Below are 21,134 nucleotides of genomic sequence, written 5' to 3' on the forward strand. Positions count from 1 at the left end.
TAAAACAACAGCGTTAATCCATGCAATCCGTGCCTAAATTTATTATATAAACGAATTATGAGAACATACTTATGAATAAAAGAATAGTATCATTTTTCTTTCTTCTGCTCTTTGCAGGTTCACTATACGCAGCCATAGGTATAACTGACCTGCGAACGGAGCAGTTGAAAAATCCGGCAGGTATCGATGTGCGCCAACCCCGATTGAGTTGGCGCATCGAATCGGATGAACAGAATGTGATACAAACTGCGTATCACATTCTTGTCGCATCTTCCCCGGAGCTATTGGAACAAGGAAAAGGAGATATTTGGGATTCAGGAAAGATTGAATCTGACGCTTCCCAATGGATCACTTATCAGGGAAAAATATTAAAATGTAATGCTCCCTACTATTGGAAAGTGAAAATAGACACCAACAAAGGTGCAACAAATTGGAGTGCTCCGGCTTTCTGGACCACCGGACTATTTAATGAAGCAGATTGGCAAGGGCAATGGATCGGCTTGGACAGGGCCGCTCCCGGAGACAGCGAAACACAATGGAGCCGTTTGGCAGCCCGTTATCTCCGTAAAGAGTTTGCAGTAAAGAAAGATGTGAAACGTGCCACAGTACATATCGCCGGAATGGGATTGTACGAGTTGTTTATCAACGGGCAACGCATCGGCAATCAAGTACTGGCACCTGCTCCTACCGACTACCGGAAAACAATTCTGTACAACACATACGATGTTACTTCACTGCTTCAAACAGAAAATGCTATTGGAGTAACTCTCGGAAATGGTCGTTTCTATACGATGCGTCAGAACTATAAACCGTATAAGATACCGACTTTCGGCTATCCTAAACTTCGGTTGAATCTGATTGTGGAATATGCAGACGGCAGCAAAGAAACGATTGCTACAAACACTTCATGGAAATTGACTACCGAAGGTCCTATCCGTAGCAATAATGAATATGATGGCGAAGAATACGATGCCCGTAAAGAGTTAGGAGCCTGGACTCAAACCGGATATGATGACAATAACTGGATGCCGGCTCAACGTGTCAGTATTCCTTCAGGAACATTGCGTGCACAAATGATGCCGGGCATGAAAGTCACAGAAACCTTAAAGCCTGTTTCTATTAAAAAGCTCGGTAACAAATATATCCTGGATATCGGTCAGAATATGGCGGGCTGGGTACGTTTCCGGATAAAAGGACAGACTGGCGATAGCATCCGTCTCCGTTTTGCAGAAAGTCTGCAAGACAATGGCGAACTTTATACAAGAAACTTCAGGGATGCCCGTTCTACAGATGTATATGTTGTCAGCGGACGCGAAACAAAAGATGCTACCTGGGCACCTCGTTTTATTTATCATGGGTTCCGTTATGTAGAAGTCAGCGATTATCCGAATGCGAAGGCAGAAGATTTCGTTGCCGAAGTAGTAGAAGATGAAATGGAGCATATCGGTACTTTCAACTGTTCTGACGAAACTCTGAATAAGATTATCCGCAATGCATTTTGGGGAATCCGGAGCAACTATAAAGGGATGCCGGTTGACTGTCCGCAACGGAATGAACGCCAACCATGGTTGGGCGACCGTACCATGGGCTGTTGGGGAGAAAGCATGCTTTTCGATAATTACGCCATGTATACCAAATGGACGCGTGACATCCGCGAAGCACAACGGGAAGACGGCTGTATTCCTGATGTAGCCCCGGCATACTGGAACTACTACTCGGACAATCTGACCTGGCCTGCCGCTTTACCAATGGCCTGCGACATGCTTTTCACAAACTTTGGAGATAAACGTCCGATCGAAGAGAATTATCCGGCTATCAAGAAGTGGGTATCTCATATCCGGGAATACTACATGACAGAAGATTTTATCATCACCAAAGATAAATATGGTGACTGGTGCGTTCCGCCCGAATCACTGGAGTTAATTCATAGTAAGGACCCTTCCCGCAAGACTGACGGAGCTTTGCTCGCAACGGCTTATTATCTGAAGGTATTACAACTGATGCACCGCTTTGCAAGCCTGCAAGGGCTGAAAGCTGACGCAGAAGAATGGGAAGATTTGGAACATCGCATGAAAGACGCATTCAATGCCCGTTTTCTACACATAAAAGAAGGTACTTCTCCCGTACCGGGACATACCTTATATCCGGACAGTATTTTCTACGGTAACAACACAGTTACTGCCAATATCTTGCCCCTTGCTTTTGGTCTGGTGCCAAAGAACTACATCAATGAAGTAGCTAAAAATGCCGTAACTTCCATTATTACAACCAACAAGGGACATATAAGCACCGGAGTGATCGGTGTACAATGGTTATTGCGTGAATTGAGCCGTCGCGGCCATGCCAATGTAGCTTATCTACTGGCTACCAATAAAACATATCCTTCCTGGGGATATATGGTTGAAAAAGGTGCTACCACTATTTGGGAGTTATGGAACGGTGATACGGCAAATCCTGAAATGAATAGCGGTAATCACGTGATGCTTTTAGGTGACTTATTGCCTTGGTGTTTCAATAACTTGGCAGGTATCCGTGCGGACCGCTGGAAGTCCGGTTACAAGCATATCGTCTTCCAGCCGGCTTTTGAAATTCAGGAATTGAGTAACGTGGATGCATCGTACATGAGTATCTACGGAAAAATAACCAGCCGATGGACAAAGACTCCCACACATTTGGAATGGGATATCGAACTTCCCGCCAATACGACGGGGGAAGTACATCTTCCGGATGGACGGAAAGAAAAAATCGGATCAGGAAAATATCATTTCAGTGTAGACATTCCCACCCGGAATACGGCTATTCTAAGTGATGAGTTCCTGTACGAAAACGCTTCTTTCCCCGAATGTCACGGAGCTACGATAGTAGAACTGAAAAATGGTGATCTCGTAGCCTCTTTCTTCGGAGGAACCAAAGAGCGCAATCCGGATTGTTGCATTTGGGTATGTCGTAAGCCCAAAGGCTCTAAAGAATGGACCGCCCCCAAACTTGCTGCCGACGGTGTGTTTTCACTCAAAGACTCACAAGCAGTATTAGCCGGAATCGATTCAACCTGTACCCCGGTGAAAGATGCAAAAGGAACACTTATTGCCCGCAGAAAAGCTTGCTGGAACCCGGTTCTTTTCCAGATTCCCGGAGGTGATCTGATTCTGTTTTATAAAATAGGTTTGAAAGTGAGCGACTGGACAGGATGGCTTGTCCGTTCACGCGACGGAGGAAAAACCTGGAGCAAACGCGAAGCGCTTCCAAAAGGTTTTCTTGGACCTATTAAGAATAAACCGGAATATATCAATGGTCGTATCATCTGTCCTTCCAGTACGGAAGGGAGTAACGGATGGCGTGTCCATTTCGAGATTTCCGATGATAAAGGCAAGACCTGGAAGATGGTCGGACCACTGGATGCCGAGTTATCTGTCCCCACCCAAAATCGTAAAAAGGGAGGTGTGAATGTGGATGACCAGGAAGGCGGAGAAGCGATCGAAGGAGAAGGAGCCAAACCTGTTTATGCAATACAACCCAGTATTTTGAAGCATAAGGATGGAAGATTACAGATACTCTGCCGTACACGTAACGCACAGGTAGCAACTGCGTGGAGCAGTGATAATGGTGACACATGGAGTAAAGTTACGTTGCTGGATGTCCCGAATAATAATTCCGGTACGGATGCCGTGACAATGAAAGACGGTAGACATATCCTTATCTACAATAATTTCTCTACATTGCCCGGAACTCCGAAAGGTCCGCGTACTCCGCTCTGTGTGGCCGTTTCAGAAGATGGTATCAATTGGCAGCCTGTTCTTACATTAGAAGATAGTCCGATCAGCCAATACTCTTACCCTAGCATTATTCAGGGGAAAGACGGGAAGCTGCATGCCATTTATACATGGCGCCGTCAACGAATTAAATATGCAGAGATAGATCCGACGAAGTTTTAAATTTTGAACGATCATCTGAATGAAATCGACCGCTCCTTTACCTGCAAAAGAGCGGTCGATTCTTGTATTTATCCATTTTATACTTTACATTTGCCAATAAATAAAAAATAACGATGGCAGATAATTACATAGAGAGACAACAGGAACAATACGAAGCCCGAAAAGCTGCTTGGAAACAAGCACAAAAATATGGTAAGAAGAAACTAACAGCAGTACGTCCGGCTGAATCGAAGTCTCACACTTCAACGGTTTCAAAACCGGAGGATTCAAAAAGAAGAGTATTTATAACAGGCGGAGCGGAAGGAATAGGCAAAGCAATAGTAGAAGCTTTTTGCCTAGCTGGAAATCAAGTTGCCTTTTGTGATATAAACGAAACATCGGGACAGGAGACTGCGAAGGCAACCGGGGCTATGTTCCATAAGGTCGACGTAAGTGATAAAAACGCACTTGAAAGTTGTATGCAAACCATTCTTGCCGAATGGAACGATATTGATATTATTGTCAACAACGTCGGTATCAGCAAATTTTCTTCTATCACAGAAACAAGTGTAGAGGATTTCGACAAAATTCTTTCTATTAACCTGCGTCCTGTATTCATCACTTCCCGGCTGCTTGCCATCCATCGTAAAAAGCAGCCCTCTCCCAACCCATACGGCCGAATTATAAATATCTGCTCTACACGTTATCTGATGAGTGAACCGGGAAGTGAAGGTTATGCAGCTTCGAAAGGTGGTATCTATTCTTTGACTCATGCATTGGCTTTGTCTTTATCCGAATGGAATATCACCGTAAATTCCATTGCTCCGGGATGGATACAGACCCATGATTATAATCAACTCCAACCGGAAGACCATTCACAGCATCCTTCACGCCGGGTAGGTAAACCGGAAGATATTGCCCGCATGTGTCTGTTTCTCTGCGAGGAAAACAATGATTTCATCAATGGAGAAAACATCACTATTGACGGGGGAATGACGAAAAAGATGATTTATATGGAGTAGTTTAAATCAAAAATCACTATCTTTGTAACAGATATAATAATATCTATTATAATCATATTTATTACTTATCAGATACAATGATATGTCTTTATTATACAACTTTGATATAGATACGCCCGAAGATATTCTGCAGTTACTTGCCTGCAATTTACAAAAGAGGCGATTGGAGAAAGGACTTTCAAGAGATGCTTTATCCAAGTTAAGTGGCGTTCCTTCTCCCACTATAGCTAAGTTTGAACAGAAGTTTTCTATTTCATTGAGCTCTTATGTGGCATTAGCAAAAGCATTAGGATATTCCAAAGACGTAAAGGCACTTCTTGCAGAACCACTTTACAGTACAATGGAAGAATTGGACGTTATCAATAAAAATAAAAACAGGAAGCGAGGAAGAAATGAAATTAGTAAATAAGTTATCGGTACTTTATCGTGATCAAAAGATAGGAGAACTTACCATGACACACGATAACCGATGTTGCGCTTTCCAGTACGATAAGAAATGGCTGATATCAGGCTTTTCTATCTCTCCATTAGACTTACCATTAGAATCTAGTTTATTCATCGCCAAACCAGAACCTTTCTGGGGAAATTTTGGAATATTTGAGGATAGTCTCCCTGATGGATATGGTCGTTATTTGTTGAATCGTTTACTCAAAAAACAAGGTATAAATGATGCTTTGCTTACACCTATTCAGCGATTAAGTATAGTGGGAATTTCGGGAATGGGAGCACTTAGTTACGTGCCGGAATCTTATATTGGAGAAGAAAAATCTCTACCTGACTTGGACAACTTACAACAAATGGCTCTGGAAGTACTTTCAGAAAAATCTGAAGAAGGCGAAGATATTTTATATTTCAATAGTGGTAATTCCGGTGGCTGCCGTCCTAAATGCTTGTGGCATGATCGTGAAGGTGCATGGTTAGTGAAATTCCGCCATACATATGATCCGAAAGATATGGGGAGAATGGAATATAAATATAATGAAGTAGCTCGTAAATGTGGAATAAATGTTCCTGATTACAAGTTATTAGATGGCAAATATTTTGCCAGCAAACGTTTTGATATAGAGAATGGAAAACGACTACACATTGCTACTGCTGGTGCGTTACTCAATGAATCAATATCAAATCCAAAACTAGATTACAAGGTATTGTTACACTTAACAGGATATTTGACACAAGATTCACAACAAGTTGATGAAATGTTCCAACGCATGGTGTTTAATGTACTTACAGATAACAAAGACGACCATGTCAAAAATTTCAGTTTTATTTGTCGTGAAGGAAAATGGTCATTAGCACCTGCTTATGATTTAACTCTCTGCAAAGAGGGGTATCACGGTGAACATGCTACTTCAGCAAATAACAAAGGAAATCCGGATATTGAAGATATGTTGGCGGTCGGTGAAAGTATCCGTATCCCCCGAAGAAAAGGAATGGAGATCATCAACCACATGATTAATCATTGCCAAGAGATTCTTTCAACACGTTTCGAGTAACTTCCGCTCCTGTCTTCACAATCGAAGCTGCGTGATGGAACTCCAACATATCATACGTATCGCCGGAAATTTGAATTAAGATATCCGGCTGACAACGTTCTATCTGGTAACGAGTGATTTGTTGCATCATCATTCTCGAAGATTCTGTCAACAGATTATAAGGAGACATTTTCTTTTTCTTTCCGATTTCAATGGGTGCATTCACATCGACAGCTATCAGAATGTCTCCTTCAGTACGTTGCGCATGACTCAATGGAAGAGGATTCAGAATACCTCCATCAATCAATACCATACCGTCTTTTCTTAATGGGCGGAAAAGCATAGGGATAGAAATAGACGCACGAATAGCTTCATGTAAGCTCCCTCTGTCAAACCTGACTTCCTGATCGCGGACAATATCCGTAGCCATCGCTACATAAGGGACAGGCAGGTCTTCAATATTCATGTCCGGAATAATTTGTTTCAGTTCTTTAATAAAACGGTCACCTTTCACTAATCCATCCCGGCTTAAGGTAAGATCCGCCAATTCCCACATCTTGCGTTTATCCCAACTATACAGCCATTCTTTACATTCTTCCATTTTTCCTGAAGCATACATTGCTCCCACCATTGCTCCCATGGAACTTCCTGCAATGGAAGTAATCTCAAAGTTGTGACGAAGTAATTCTTCAATTACTCCTATATGTGCTATTCCACGTGCTCCACCCATGGAAAGGACTAATGCTACTTTTTGCTTATCCATATCATATACATTTCTGTTAGCCATCTACAAAATAACACATTTTCTGCGAAAAAGATGTTTAGTAATCGTGAAGAAATAAATTATAGCAGTGTTTTAGGAGAACTAAAGCATAGCTTTAGATATGATAAAGCTATGCTTTGTCAGTTGCAAAGCATAGCTCTATTATATTCTTCTATTATCCCGGAGATATTCCGGTTATGTAGAAGGTTAAAGGTTTATTTACCTTCATTTTATTTCTTTCCTTGAGCCTTCTTTTCTGCGTTTCGCTTATTCACATAATCTTTGAACATCTGACGCCAGTTGCGACCATGCTCATTAAAATACTGTTCGCATTTGGTTTTATAAATTTCGAAGATAGCAGAAATCTGCTTCATATTCTTGTAGTCAATAGCCTGTTCGCGAGCCAGTTTCAACTGTTCCAAGACGAAAGCCGTTTCCTCCTCCGTCATATTGGGCACGATGGCCTGATAACCTTTCAAGGTAAAAGCAACTTTACCTACCGTGTATTTATCCAGGATTTGTTCAATCTGTTCTTCCGTCAATACTCTGCGCAAATCTTTCATTAGCCTTTCATGCACTTCTTTCGGCATAGCGGAATCTGCTATCATTTCACGGTCGAGCTTGGAAAGTGGTTTGCCTGTCAGAGGATTGATACCCTCGGGAATTGTTGTATAAGGGTGCTCATTGTGCCAGTCACGTACTTTACGAAGATGATTATAAATGGCAGTTACTGCAAAACCTGCCTTTTTATCATCGTTCAATTCTAAAGAAGCTACCCAGTCGATGGCTTTCTTTTCGAGAGAAGCATCTGATTTTAAATTAGCATAAGCCTTCTTGTCAAAATAGGCAGCTACCTTGTCAAAAGAACGGATGGCGCCTTCAGGAAGCAAAGCTCCTTTTTCGCCAAAACTATACATAGCGGATTCCGGTTCAATGGTGACCTTGCTTTCATCCAACATCTTTTTATCCAATTTGAATACTTCTGCGAAGAAGTCATAAACAGCATTCCGCTTATTCGGACCAAAGTCATGTTTCTCTTTGGGAAGATGTACATTCGTTACTTTATCTTTTGCTTGGTAGAATCCGTAGATTCGTTGCAGATAAGGAAATTCAAGAGTAGGAACACTGGCCGTCCAGTCGCCGCCATCCGATACGATCAGTTGTGGACGAGGAGCAAAAGTAGCGGCTAATTCCGCATTACAGGTTCCTCCTGCAGATAATTGAATAGGCATTCCGCTTTCGCAGGGACAGCCACCGTCGAAGTGAGAAGCCAGGCTCACCACCGGAGCTGAAGCGGTGAAACGATCATCCAATACGCTCAACAATACAGCATGGGTACCTCCACCCGAACCACCATTCGTACCGATACGGCTGGTATCAATGTCCTTACGGGAAGCAAGCATGTAGTCAAGAATCAGTAAGCCGTTCATTGCCTGAATAGTGTGCGCCGCGCTACTACGGTGTGCCGCACTGCCAACTTGCAAAGCCGACTCTCCCCATCCGAACAAATCATAGTCTACACAAACAGCTCCCATACGTGCTAAAGTTCCCATACGTTGTTGTTGGTCTTCCCGATAACGTCCGCCACCAAAATGTCCGTTAGGGCAGATTATCAACGCATGTTTTCCTTTCGATTGGGGCGTATAGATAGAACCGCAAATGTATAATCCGGGAAGTGTTTCAAGTGCGAAATTCTGCACGGTATAGCCATCAAACTTACGTATCTTTGAAAGAATAGGTTTGGTTTTGACACATTGAGCCAACAAAGTATCAATACCTAAACGCTGACGTACCTCTTTTTTCAGAGAATCGGCACGAAGTTGAAAGGACTGTTGGTCTGTATAGAGTGTATTCAGATAAGCCAGCATCTTCTCTCCGTCTGCATCTGTACGACGTGGATACTCGTATGCTTTCAGCTTATACATATTTCCTTTCTGCTTAACAAATTTATAATCGAAAGGTGCCAATACATTCGTCAAGGATTCTTCCACGGAATAAGGACGAATACGGAAATCGGCATAAGGCAGCACTTTTCCCACCGTATCAATGTCATATTTCAAACGGACTCCGAAACGGTTCTGTATATCCGTCAGTACTTCATTCAAGGGACGGGCAAATTCCGTCTCGTATGTTTGCGTCTGGGCTTCGGCCGAAAGAGATGCGGCAAGAAGCATAGTAAAAAGGATTCGTTTCATTTATTTTTAATTTATGTAAGTTGTTTTTTCACCACAGATTACACAGATTTTCACAGATTTATTATTCTTATAATTTAGTCGAATTAAAAATCTGTGTTAATCTGTAGTATTTGTGGTGCTTTTAATTACTTCACCATTGACGATTACGTCATCCATCGTGATACGTTCACAATTTTCGAAGATACATTTCTGTTTCCCTTCTTGAATGTGAATATCACGCAAAACGATGTCAGATATCGGCGCTTCTTCCAAGCCCACTATTTTGATCGGAGTCTTTACGTTTGTCACAGTCATTCCGCTGATATGTACGTTACGGAATATCGGAGTGCGTTCACTCTTAGGTTCGACAGGCATTTTACTGTATTTCAAATTCAATACGACAGCTTCCTGTTTAATGTTGCTCATTACGACGTTGCTGACACGAATATCTTCAACGACTCCTCCCCTTCCACGGGTCGACTTAATACGGATTCCACGATCTGTTCCGTCAAACACGCAATTGGAAATAGTAACTTTACGCACACTCCCACTCATCTCGCTGCCGATAACAACGCCTCCGTGACCGGAAAGCATGGTGCAGTTGGTGATAGTGATATTCTCGCAAGGTACTCCCAAACGACGGGCCTGCGCATCTCTTCCCGACTTGATTGTGATGCAATCGTCTCCTACTGATATATGGCAGTCGCTGATATGTACATTGCGGCAGGATTCCGGATTCACTCCGTCCGTATTTGGTGAGGGCGCATTATCTATGGTGATCCCCTTTATGGTTACATTGTCACAAAACTCCGGATTGACCGTCCAGAAGGGAGAATTTATGATTTTCACTCCTTCAATCTTTACTTTCTTACAACGAACGGGCTGAATGAACGGAGGACGGAAAAAGCGACGTTGCAATGTATTTACATAATCCTTGTTCGTTTCAGCATAAATTGCTGTCGTATCGTTTGCTGCATCCCACATTGGCTGATATTTATTCACATCACGCATACCATTGTCTTTCAAATCAATCATGACACGAAAGAACTCCATCCACCATTTCTTCCCTTGTCCGTCCAAAGTTCCTTCTCCTTTGATCGTAATATTCTCGGCATCTACTGCATAAATCAAAGGCTGGAAACTTTTCATCATCACTCCTTCATGACGAACCTCGACAAAAGGAAGATAGTCATCAAAGTTATCGGAAAAGAGCAAGGTAGCTCCGGCTTCCAACTCCAGTGTAATATTACTTTTCAGATGGATACTCCCCGTCAGGTAAATTCCGGCAGGAAAGAAAAGAGTACCTCCGCCACCACGGTTCAAACGGTCAATTGTTGAATTGATTAGCTTTGTATTAAGAGTCTTGCCATTTGCTTTTGCACCGGCCTTCAGCATATCTACACGCTCGGCACGAAGAACTGTGGTTGCACAGAAGCAAAGAAAGACGATAAGAGTTGTTCGTAAATTCATAATCGATATTATTAAAGTATATTTCATCGTTTCCTTCTAAAAAATCATGCTAATAGAATCTTTTTTTCTTCCCAATGTTTGAAAACAATCATTGAGATGTTTTTTTCAAACATGCTACATGATTAAAATAAACATGCTGCATGATTTTTTATATGAATACATTGTTTTTTAATTCTACAAATATATACAAAAAGGTTCTTTTATTTTGCACAAACCAATTGATATGTTCCACTCTGTATCTCTTTCGGTTCTTTTTCGCCCGGGAGGTAAACGACAGCGGTAGTATTCACCGGAACAGACACGTTTAAAGTGAAAGTCCCATTCTCACAAGTCCAGTCCACATTAATAGTACCGTATAAAGTTTCATACGACGCTTTGACATATTTCAAATCTCCCACAGGTTGGGGAGCGATGATGAACTTCTGATAACCTTGTTTTGGAGTGGTAGAAGGACGAATACCGACCAGTGAATTAAAGAACCATTCATCAATCTGTCCCATCATAAAGTGATTCCAGGAAGAACCTTGACGGGGGTCCCATTGCTCGGTCAAAGTTGTAGCGCCGAATTTTAACTGGAAACCATATCCGGGAGCTTCTTCATGATTGAACATTTTATAAATAAGTTCATGTTCCCCATTACGCGCCAATGTCTGAATCAGATAACGGTTTCCCACATCACCGGTAGTCAAACGGTTGCCATGTGCTTCCACATCTTTTATCAGATTCGCGAATACTTTCTCATTCAAATCTGCATCCGGTCGGTAGTTACCTTGTTCATCTGCATCCTGCGTCATTTGGAGGAACAGCGGAAGCGCATTACTACATTGGCTTCCTGTACCATATTGTGCCGTATCTTTATGAAGAAAACATTTATTAAATGCAACCATTATATCCTGTGCCAACGAAGTATAATAACGAATGTCAAAGTCATTACCTACCATTTTCGCGGCTTGTACCAAATACATGACTGTCATGTAATAATGCGCAGTAGCCACCAAAGGAACGGGTGTATTCCGTGAGAATCCCGCACGAAAATCTCCGTAATCATACCAGTCTCCCAATCCGAAAGAAAGAATACCCTTATCTGCACGAGTCTTGAGATAATCCACATAACGACGCATATTCGGATAATATTTCTTAATCAATGAATCGTCTCCATAAGTCTCATAGTACATAAAAGGGAAAATAACCAAAGAACCACCCCACTCCGGAGATTCGGCAAAAGCATCCATACCCGGACCTTCAAAAATCACGTATTCCGGAGCAGTTGTCGGCATGGCCCCGTTGGAATGTTGTGCATCTGCCATATTCTGCATAATCTGCGGAGCGTATGCTGTCAAATCATAGTTATACAACAAACCCGTACCATTCAGATGTACCTGTTCCAGCCACCCAAGTTTCTCACGATGCGGACAATCCGTAAACACAGACTGCATATTGCTGCGAACCGCTTTCTCGATCAATCGATGGGCAGCATTAAATATCCGGTTGGATGATTCGAAAGTGGAAACTTTCTTGGCTGAATTATATACGAAACAGGATTGAATATTCTTTAATACAGGCAATTTCTGCGGATTCTTCTGTCCTTTTAAGACAGCCCCCTCTACCTGAATATATCTAAAACCATAATAAGAGAAACGAGGGTGCCAGGTTTCATCGCCTTCCCCTTTCAGAGTGTATTCGTAATAGTGTTGACGCCCTGTCTGACGCTGATTGCAAGCACCTTCCTCTGTCAATGCTTCGGCTACAATCAAAGTCACTTTCTGACCACGTTTGCCACGTACTGTTATTTCCGGAAAGCCAGCCAGATTCTGTCCCATATCCAACACAAAAGCAGAAGGATCGACTGTTCTCTTAGTTGATACAGAAGCTGATGCAACTTGGTCCGCATTTAGTTTGGTTACCTTTTGAATATCATACCGTTCCATGATTTTCACCGGAGCCGCCATCTGTGGACGAAGTATTCCTTTAGGAGCTTCCTGCATGACTACCGGACGCCAATGACTGTCATCAAAGCCAATCTGATTCCATCCTTTCTGTTCACGACGCGCATCATAATCTTCTCCTCCATATATGCAATTGAAGGTTACCGGACTAAAATCATATTTCCAATTATTATCGGAATGAACCGTCGTACATGTTCCATCTTCGTAGTTAATAACCAGCTCAAATAAAAGTGTGGGAGGACCAAAGCTGATCTGTAATTTGCGATAACGCCCCCCCTGCACATTATAGAATCCATTCCCCAATAAGATTCCTACGACATTTTCACCACGCCGCAATTGTTCCGTCACATCGTATGTGTTATAGTAAACAGTTTTATCATAATCACTCCACAATGGGGCAAACTCACTGTTACCCACCTTTTTGCCATTCAAAGAAAACTCATAGAATCCCAGACCACAAACGTATGCCGTTGCCTCCACTATTTTCTTGCCCGGTTTACGGTTTGCACCCCCTTCTTTCGCATCTCCTACCTGGAATGTTCTTCTCAAACAAATACTTTTCTTTGCCAAAGTGTCCACTGCTTCCCAAGCAGCTTTCACTTCCGGTTTCTTCAGCTCTCCACCGTGGAACTTACGCCCTTCCGGTAAATGAGCATTTTGTCGGGTAATAGCTCCAATCCACTGCCCCGAAGATAATCTTTCGGGTACTGCCCGGAATTTCGCTTCACTGCTCCACTCGGAAGGTGTATCTGTTTCATCCCAAACACGAACGCGCCAACTATAATTAAATGAGTTATCAGGACGTATATCTGCCCCCTTTGTAGAAACTAACTGGCTCTGCGAAGAATAAACCTTCCCACTATTCCAAACGGAACGCCCTGTAAAAGCTTCCCGAATATCAATCTCATAGGCCGATTGTCGTGTCCCATTTTCCGGCGATTCCATCACCCAGCCCAAACGGGGTGAACCTTCGACCACTACCAGTCCCTCCTGCATCTCACAGGTAAGACGACTGATGGTTATATTCTTCGCCTGTACAAAACAAGACAAACAAATTAGCAATGAAAGAAGAATCTTTTTGAATTTCATTTTTCAAGTATCTTTTATTTGTTCGATAAATGAGAATTTATCGGTTAGGCTGAAAGCCTTACAATTATATATTTATTGGGATGCCCTGAAAGGGCTTAATTATATAGCGTAGGGCAACGCCCTACGAAAAAAACACACCAGCCACAAGCCCTGAAAGGGCGGAACTGTATCCAATTATGCCCTTTCAGGGCGCAAATTCAGATTGTCGTTTTTGCGTAGGGCGTTGCCCTACGCTATATAATTAAGCCCTTTCAGGGCACTCCGCAAAATTATCATTTAAGTGCATTTTCACAAACGATTTTTGTCAATGTATTCGCCTGCCCTACTTCCTTACCATCTACAAAAATGCGCAATCCTTTTCCGCAATGATAGCGATCACCATTCTTATCCCAAAGAATCGTCAGATTATGACCATGATATAATACATTATCCAGGCAGAACCAATCCCACTTGTCGGCAGGAATTAAGGGGTTCACTTCAATCGTATTATCCAAACGTGGACGAAGTCCGATCAATCCTGTAATTATCAGGTCGTTGAAAGTGGAATGATTATAATAACGGCTACGTTCCTGATCTCCTTTCAGCCAATAACCGGTCATCTCATCCAAATATTCACCAATATAGGGACGACCACGATGGTACTGTGATTCCACATACAATTCCATCTGACGGAAATATACACTGTCAGACAATACAGTCTGCGGATAATTATTCATAAAGTTAGCCATTGCTGTCAATGTCTGTGCGGAAGCAAACGGCCAGATAGCACCGTCCCACTCACACTTGCCTACTCCACGTGTACGAAATTCCGGATGACGACGTTCTGCGGTTGTCAGTCCATAAGGAGCAGAAAAGCCTTTTTCATCCATAATTTCTTTCCAGGCAATTTCATACTTTTGGGTGGTATCCGGCAGGTTGAAATACCAGGGAATATATCCGATTGCTTCACGCACATTTGCAGAAGAGTCCGTACGCATCGTTTCAAAAAACTGATGACGTGTATTCCACAATTCATTTTCTACCAGATTTTTCAAAGTATCCGCTCTCATGCCATATTTCATAGCCATCCCCTCATCACCGGAAAGAATTCCTATACATGAAAGTGCTTTAGCATTGCCATACATATAACTATTGATTGTCGGCCGGGCATATTTCTTCCTCCGTCCGCCACTGATTGATTCTTCCATACCATCCTGTACGTCACCCTGCCAATACAATCCGTTCTTCAAACGGTTCGTACGTTCCCAACGCTGGTATTCGGTTTCCAGATCTTTCTTCATATCCAGCAGATAGTCCTTATCACCATCTACCATGTAACGAGCCAAAACAGCATCTGCGTTCCATGAGCTGAACTTATCCATTTTCTTCATCGGACCGCCATCATTGCCACGATACCATGTATGAATAATCTGATCCAAATATTTCGGATCACGCAACCAACGGCTTTCATAAATGTGATGTCCAATAGCACAAGCAATCAAATTATATTTATCTGAATAAGAACGCTGAACGAGAAACTCGGTCATGCCATAGCCAACAGGAGTCTCTTTGATATGCTTACGCAATGACCACCAACGATAATAATACATTTCTTCAAAGTTATGTTGCGGACACTCGAACAAAGGAATATTTTCCTCCATCCATTCCGAAGCCTTTGCATTGGGAATTGCCTGAACAACATTTTCGTCTTCCATACCGTTGAAATAGTCTGCATAATGACTGAAGTCAGCATACTTTAAAAAAGCAGAAGACGCATCCTTATCTGTAGAAGATGTTTTTACATTGGCAATGCCATATTCAGCCAATGGATCTTGTGCACCTGCATTCGGCAAATCATAAGTCTGGTCGGCAGGAGTATCTACAGTCGGGAATGTACGAGGTACGCCAGTACGGAATACGATTCGCTCCACAGCAGCCACGGGCGCATAGAACATACGCAACCCTACTCTCTTGCCATCTACATATACTTGAATATTACGATCAACAGTAGAAAGGACTGCTTCTACATGATAAATCTTTCCTGCTTCATATTTCATCATATTTGCAAACCGGGAGCCGCCTTTCAATCGGAAAATGCCATCATCAGTAAGTTCCATACGAGAACAGGCTATTCCATTCTCATCCAGAAATTCAATCTGGAGTGTGCCTTTATTATTCTGGGCGGCTTTCAAATCAAATGATACTTTCAATTCTTTAGAAGCCGGAATTTTACGTTCCACTTTGGCATAATCAAACGGATCTTTATCCTGCAACTTCAACCATTGATCCTCCAAAGAAACAGGGGCCCAAACCGGAGAATAAATATTCCAGTCAGTCAGTTCCGCAATTGATTTATTTTTAGAGAAATCATCATCCGCATGTGCTGAAGCATTTATTTCCACCGGGACAGGAATACGGGAAATCCACATATCTTCCTTGTTCACACTGTAAGAAACCCACAAATCACCATCGGCAGGTACCCCATTGCCTTCCTGAATACCACGTGGATATTGAGGACCGTATGATTTATAATTTCCTCCATAACGCATGGGAGTGATTTCACCATGCACCAGATTCAATGTTGTATATTCCAATCCATCTTTACTCAAAGATATAGCCAGCGGCCAACGAAATTCCGACGGATTATATACAGTAGCGTATGTACCATCACTTAAACGCTGTCCCCAAATTTTCGCGTTGCTATTAACGAAACCTTTTGCACGAAGCACAGGCTCTGCCCAAGTATGTCCGCCATCCTCACTGATAGAGGTAAGCGCATGTTTCCAAAGACTGGCAATACGTCCATCCGGCAATGTATAACAATTGAATGCTTTGTATCCTTTCTTCAGCGGGAGAATAGGATCTTCACGGTCGGCTTCTTCCACCCACTGCATCATATACAGCGGATTGTCAAGAATTTCCTGGCAAGCCTTCACAAACTCACGATCCTTGCTTTTCTTAAAATACGGATAATCAGTATTCTTTTCATTAAATCCATGATTATAATAAATGAAATAGATCGGTCCGTAAGAACCGTCTTTCTTTATTTCACGAACCACCCGGCCAATACCGTTTCCATCATTGGGATCATCTTTTTTATCCAAAGCAACTCCATAATTTCCCATTGTAATCAGCTTGCCGGATTTAGAAACATAGAATCCGACACGCTGGTGCATAATGGCAATCAGATCTTTGGCCTGCACACCCGGACGAGACTCTTTGGTGTATCCATCGGGAACTTGATAAGGAGGAAACACAATTTCCGGATTTGTCCAGCGATATCCATCCTTCGATGTCATCAGAAAAGTCTGTGAAGGCGGTACGTGTTCGTCAGAAGGATCTGCCAGGTATTGATAGAAAAACTGTCCATTCCAATAAGCCAGCATCGGCTGATGATTATACGTCCATCCATTGCCGTTCGAAGCATCGGGATGTTCACGATTGGCACGTACCAACTGAATGTTATGTACTCCGACTACCGGAGACAGTTGTCCGTCGTGACAAGCAGGGTTCGATAATTCTTTTCCTGTATAATGAATTCTATCTTGTGCAAAGGCTGTAGTAGTCAACCAACCGGCAGCCAGTACAAAAAGAATTTTAGCAGAGTTGTTCATGATTTATTCTGATTTAAAATTGTTTCCGGGTTTATTTCTTTTCTTCCAGCAATGCTTTTACGACTGATTCCGGAGCCGTAAATATGGTTCCATGCTTATGCCCTACAGGGATGCTTACCTCTTCTGTTACATCTGTAAAGTTCCGGAAATCCTTCGTACGCATAGCGCCATATATTTTTTTCTTATATACATCAAAATAGATTAGATAATCGTCTCCCACTTTCTCTACAGACGGTCCTTCTACAAAGGATTCAGTGAAAGGTTGGGATGCGGGCGAATAAGGACCGGTCATAGAATCGGAAAAAGCGATTTTCAGATTACGTTCCGGTCGGGTGTTATCCTTGAGTACCATTACATAGTCATTCTTTGCCCGTTTCACGATAACGGCATCAATGGTACTGAATCCCGGATCATACAAAAGTTTTGCTTTCGAGACGGTTTTAAAATCTTTTGTAGTGATATAGTATAAACGATGATTATTATTCTCTTCTTCTATCCCCTTTTCGAAACGCCCGGGGACACAGGAAGCCCATACGACCATAAACTGATCGTTCTCGTCGTCATAGAAAATTTCCGGAGCCCATACATTAATAGTAGTCGGTTCGTCTGCCATTACAGGAATCATCTGTTGTTCCGACCAATGGATCAGATCTTTGGAATGTGCGTAGCCAAATCCTAAATCACCTTTCCAACTTGTAGTCCAGACCAAATGGTAGGTTCCATCCGGAGTACGTACCATCGAGGGATCCCGCATGAGCTGGTGCTGTCCCAGTTCCGGCTTTAGCCAAACTCCCGGAATACTGTCCCAGTGAATTCCGTCCTCACTATATAAGTATCTCAACCCCTCATCAGCCGGTTCATGAAACGAAGTGAACATGTAGTAGTCTTTGTTCCCCCCACAAGAAGCCAGAAACAGAAGACTTATTGCGGCTAATGTATTTCTTAACTTTTTCATTTCTATATTCTATATTTGTATCTTTTATACAGAGGAGACGATGGAAAGCGCCGTTTGTACTCAAATATACTAGAAGAATCAATAGATTCAAAATTTATATACGATAAAAGGGCGACTCTCCGAGCCACCCTTTCCACCATCAAACAAACTAACCATTTACAATGGGAAAGAATTTCACTTCTTTTTATAGTATCTTATTTTTTAATTATATAGAACCTCCACGGGCTTTTATACGTTTATACCATTCCTCTCGTTCTTTCTTCAGGTCATATCCACGTTTAGCCAGATAGTTATTGATACGTCCTTTGTATTTTCCGAAAGCAGCGTGTTTCTTATTCGAATTTTCTGCATCCAACGCAAATTCACGAGCCTCTATCAACCAAGCATAGATTTGAGCTTTTTCTTCTTCTTTCAAAGTAGGAATCATGTCCAGATGTGAGTCATAAGTCACTTTTACTACTCCATAAGTCATGCCATCTTTAACAGCTTCTATTTGCTTTTCATCAAGAAAGAGAGATAAATTGGCAGGAAAAGCGAAATGTGAACGATATAGCGCCGCATCTTTTTCATTTTCCGCAGCTTTCAAAGCTTCATTTTTAGCCTCACCAGTCAACCCGGATTCTTTTACTTTCTTGACTTTCGCATCCCGCACCTCATAAATATCATTTAATTCGAAGTAACGATTGGCTATGACATTGCGAACATCTTCGGCTGTTTTCGCATCTGTAAGTCCGAGTTTATCAACGATCTTTTGTGACCGGCTGACAATAGATTTTACATATTCAGGATCACGATTCTCTTTATTTAAGTCGACTGCCTGTGCAGACATCCAACCGGAAATAAAAAGCAATGATAGTATCAGTATCTTTTTCATAATTACATTAATTTTCCTTTTTCAGCCAATGTATCGTAGTTGTTCTTCATATCTCTCCAATCTACTTTATGCTTTGTGCTGATACCGTTGATATATTTTTCAATATTCGTATATCCGTCACCAGTACAGTCTTTATTGGCATCACTCGGATCGTTCGGATTTAATCCGTTAGCAATTTCCCATTCGTCCGGCATACCATCTTTGTCTGTATCAACATAAGGAGTACCTTTGTATTCAGGATACCCCCCCATCTGGCGAACATCAGTAATAATACCCTGCTTATAAGAATCTTTCGGCAAACGACGATACTTGAACTGTCCGTCTTCTCCCATTGACTTAGGAGACAAACCTGTCAAGTCACCATAAGCGTCTTTAGGAAGTTTCTTTTCATAATAAGGAATACCTGTTCTTACTTCTTCAATCACGCGTTCGTCAACAATATCACGACAAGGAATATTCGCACCTACATGTTTCAATACATAGTCATAAGCATCTTTAGCCCCCATGATATTGATATACGGCATCTCGAACGGCTTATAGCTACGCATGTATTCAGTATATCCGTCAGTGTTTGGTTGAGTTTCAATCTGAATACCGCCATTCCAGTTGTCTTTAGTTATTTCAGGATAGCCTTCCATTATATTTCCGTCGGCATATACTCGCCCATATTCTTTATGATCCAGCTTACTACGTCCTGCTTCCGGTTTCAAGATACGATGTCCTACATTGGAATCCTTAGGAGTAGCAGGTCCCGGTTTGTAGTAGTTGTTAATCATATTGAACATCGCGGTATAATCACCACCATCGGAAGAACGGTGCACCCAATTGAATACTACATTATTAACGAAATTGAATATGCCATTCCAGCCGATAGAAGGATTACGTCCGGAGTTACTAGCCCAAAGGTTACGGGCAAATGCACAGTTCTCACCACCTAACGTGCTACCAAACGCATGATTGTACGTATCCAACGCTTTTGCCGAGATAGTATTTTGAATAGTTACGTTTACAGTAGGAAGTTTCAAGTCTTTGCTTTCATATTGTCCTTCACTCGGGTCGTACATGTGGCGATAGAAAGAAATGTTTTCATCCAATCCCCACGTACAGGAGCAGTGGTCGATCATTATATTACCAACAGGGTTACCTCCGAAAGAGTCATCACGATGCCATACTTTCGTTTCTCCACGACGGAAACGCATGTGACGTACCACCACATCATGTGTATCTACCCAAAATGATTCTCCAGCAATACAAACACCGTCTCCCGGAGCTGTTTGTCCGGCAATAGTTACGTAAGGAGCACGGACGATAATCGGAGATTCCAGACGGATGATACCGGCAACATTAAATACGATAATACGTGCACCACCAGTTTCACATGCTTCACGGAAAGAGCCCGGTCCACGATCATTCAGATTTGTGACAGTTATCACTTTACCTCCACGACCACCGAAACTGTACATACCACCACCTTCAGCACCTGGGAATGAAGGGATATCAGCCTGTGGCAAATCGTACGGACGACCAGCCCAAGGAATATATGGACGTCCTTCTCTAGCTTCTTTTTGTACTATCGGCAACGCTTTTGCCCATGCTTCATCAGAGCGTTTCCGCTCTTCAGTCATCATTTTTGTATAGTTTTCTTTGGCTTCGCCAGATATTTGTGGGTATTGCGCCCATGCAACGGTCGGAGTCAACATTGTTGCAGCAAAAACTGCTAAAAGTACCTGTTTCTTCTTCATTTTTATTTGGTTTTGTGAAGTTGTTAATTCAAAAATACAATAATAAGACGAAAGAAGAAAAGATTTGTAATCAGTGATGATGATCTTTTATCAAATGCGGGGGAGAGAAACGACTTTCCA

The 21,134-nt window shown here is 42.2% G+C and carries 12 protein-coding genes; 4 read left to right on the forward strand and 8 right to left on the reverse strand.

Annotation, left to right across the window (positions count from 1 at the left end):
- The first annotated feature begins 71 nt into the window (after positions 1 to 71).
- From DW173_RS02235 to DW173_RS02250, 4 genes are all read left to right on the forward strand, one after another.
- Positions 72 to 3,932, forward strand: coding sequence for a family 78 glycoside hydrolase catalytic domain (locus DW173_RS02235; RefSeq protein WP_120143597.1), 3,861 nt, complete (start codon positions 72 to 74; stop codon positions 3,930 to 3,932).
- Between the two features lie 113 nt (positions 3,933 to 4,045).
- A complete protein-coding gene (locus DW173_RS02240) occupies positions 4,046 to 4,933 on the forward strand; it encodes an SDR family NAD(P)-dependent oxidoreductase (protein ID WP_120143598.1) in 888 nt (295 codons plus the stop codon).
- An 82-nt stretch (positions 4,934 to 5,015) separates the two neighbouring features.
- The gene (locus DW173_RS02245; RefSeq protein ID WP_120143600.1) at positions 5,016 to 5,342 is read left to right on the forward strand and encodes a helix-turn-helix domain-containing protein; all 327 of its coding nucleotides are present in this window, start codon (positions 5,016 to 5,018) and stop codon (positions 5,340 to 5,342) included.
- Positions 5,326 to 6,429 carry a type II toxin-antitoxin system HipA family toxin gene (locus DW173_RS02250; RefSeq protein ID WP_008022224.1) on the forward strand — a complete coding sequence of 368 codons (1,104 nt, stop codon included), beginning with the start codon at positions 5,326 to 5,328 and terminating at the stop codon, positions 6,427 to 6,429. The genes DW173_RS02245 and DW173_RS02250 overlap by 17 nt, the downstream gene beginning before the upstream one ends.
- Here DW173_RS02250 and DW173_RS02255 read toward each other — a convergent pair.
- From DW173_RS02255 to DW173_RS02295, 8 genes are all read right to left on the reverse strand, one after another.
- Positions 6,389 to 7,195, reverse strand: a complete 807-nt coding sequence (locus DW173_RS02255; RefSeq protein ID WP_008640511.1) for a patatin-like phospholipase family protein — start codon at positions 7,193 to 7,195, stop codon at positions 6,389 to 6,391. The genes DW173_RS02250 and DW173_RS02255 overlap by 41 nt on opposite strands.
- A 206-nt stretch (positions 7,196 to 7,401) precedes the next feature.
- On the reverse strand, positions 7,402 to 9,366 hold the full coding sequence (locus DW173_RS02260) for a DUF3826 domain-containing protein (RefSeq protein ID WP_120143602.1): 1,965 nt from the start codon (positions 9,364 to 9,366) through the stop codon (positions 7,402 to 7,404).
- 96 nt (positions 9,367 to 9,462) lie between these two features.
- Entirely contained in the window at positions 9,463 to 10,815 is a 1,353-nt protein-coding gene (locus tag DW173_RS02265) for a glycoside hydrolase family 28 protein (protein ID WP_120143603.1), read from the reverse strand.
- A gap of 200 nt (positions 10,816 to 11,015) precedes the next feature.
- Complete coding sequence (locus DW173_RS02270) at positions 11,016 to 13,850, reverse strand: glycoside hydrolase family 78 protein (protein WP_158593283.1); 2,835 nt, start codon at positions 13,848 to 13,850, stop codon at positions 11,016 to 11,018.
- Between the two features lie 272 nt (positions 13,851 to 14,122).
- On the reverse strand, positions 14,123 to 17,443 hold the full coding sequence (locus tag DW173_RS02280; protein ID WP_120143607.1) for an MGH1-like glycoside hydrolase domain-containing protein: 3,321 nt from the start codon (positions 17,441 to 17,443) through the stop codon (positions 14,123 to 14,125).
- A 31-nt stretch (positions 17,444 to 17,474) separates the two neighbouring features.
- Entirely contained in the window at positions 17,475 to 18,398 is a 924-nt protein-coding gene (locus DW173_RS02285) for a glycoside hydrolase family 43 protein (protein WP_004300482.1), read from the reverse strand.
- A gap of 205 nt (positions 18,399 to 18,603) precedes the next feature.
- Complete coding sequence (locus DW173_RS02290) at positions 18,604 to 19,272, reverse strand: DUF3826 domain-containing protein (RefSeq protein WP_008775771.1); 669 nt, start codon at positions 19,270 to 19,272, stop codon at positions 18,604 to 18,606.
- A gap of 2 nt (positions 19,273 to 19,274) precedes the next feature.
- Complete coding sequence (locus DW173_RS02295; RefSeq protein ID WP_008640526.1) at positions 19,275 to 21,014, reverse strand: thrombospondin type 3 repeat-containing protein; 1,740 nt, start codon at positions 21,012 to 21,014, stop codon at positions 19,275 to 19,277.
- Positions 21,015 to 21,134 lie beyond the last annotated feature (120 nt).

This window comes from Bacteroides sp. AM16-13, from assembly GCF_003602705.1.
In the GTDB taxonomy this organism is placed as follows: Bacteria; Bacteroidota; Bacteroidia; order Bacteroidales; family Bacteroidaceae; genus Bacteroides; species Bacteroides xylanisolvens.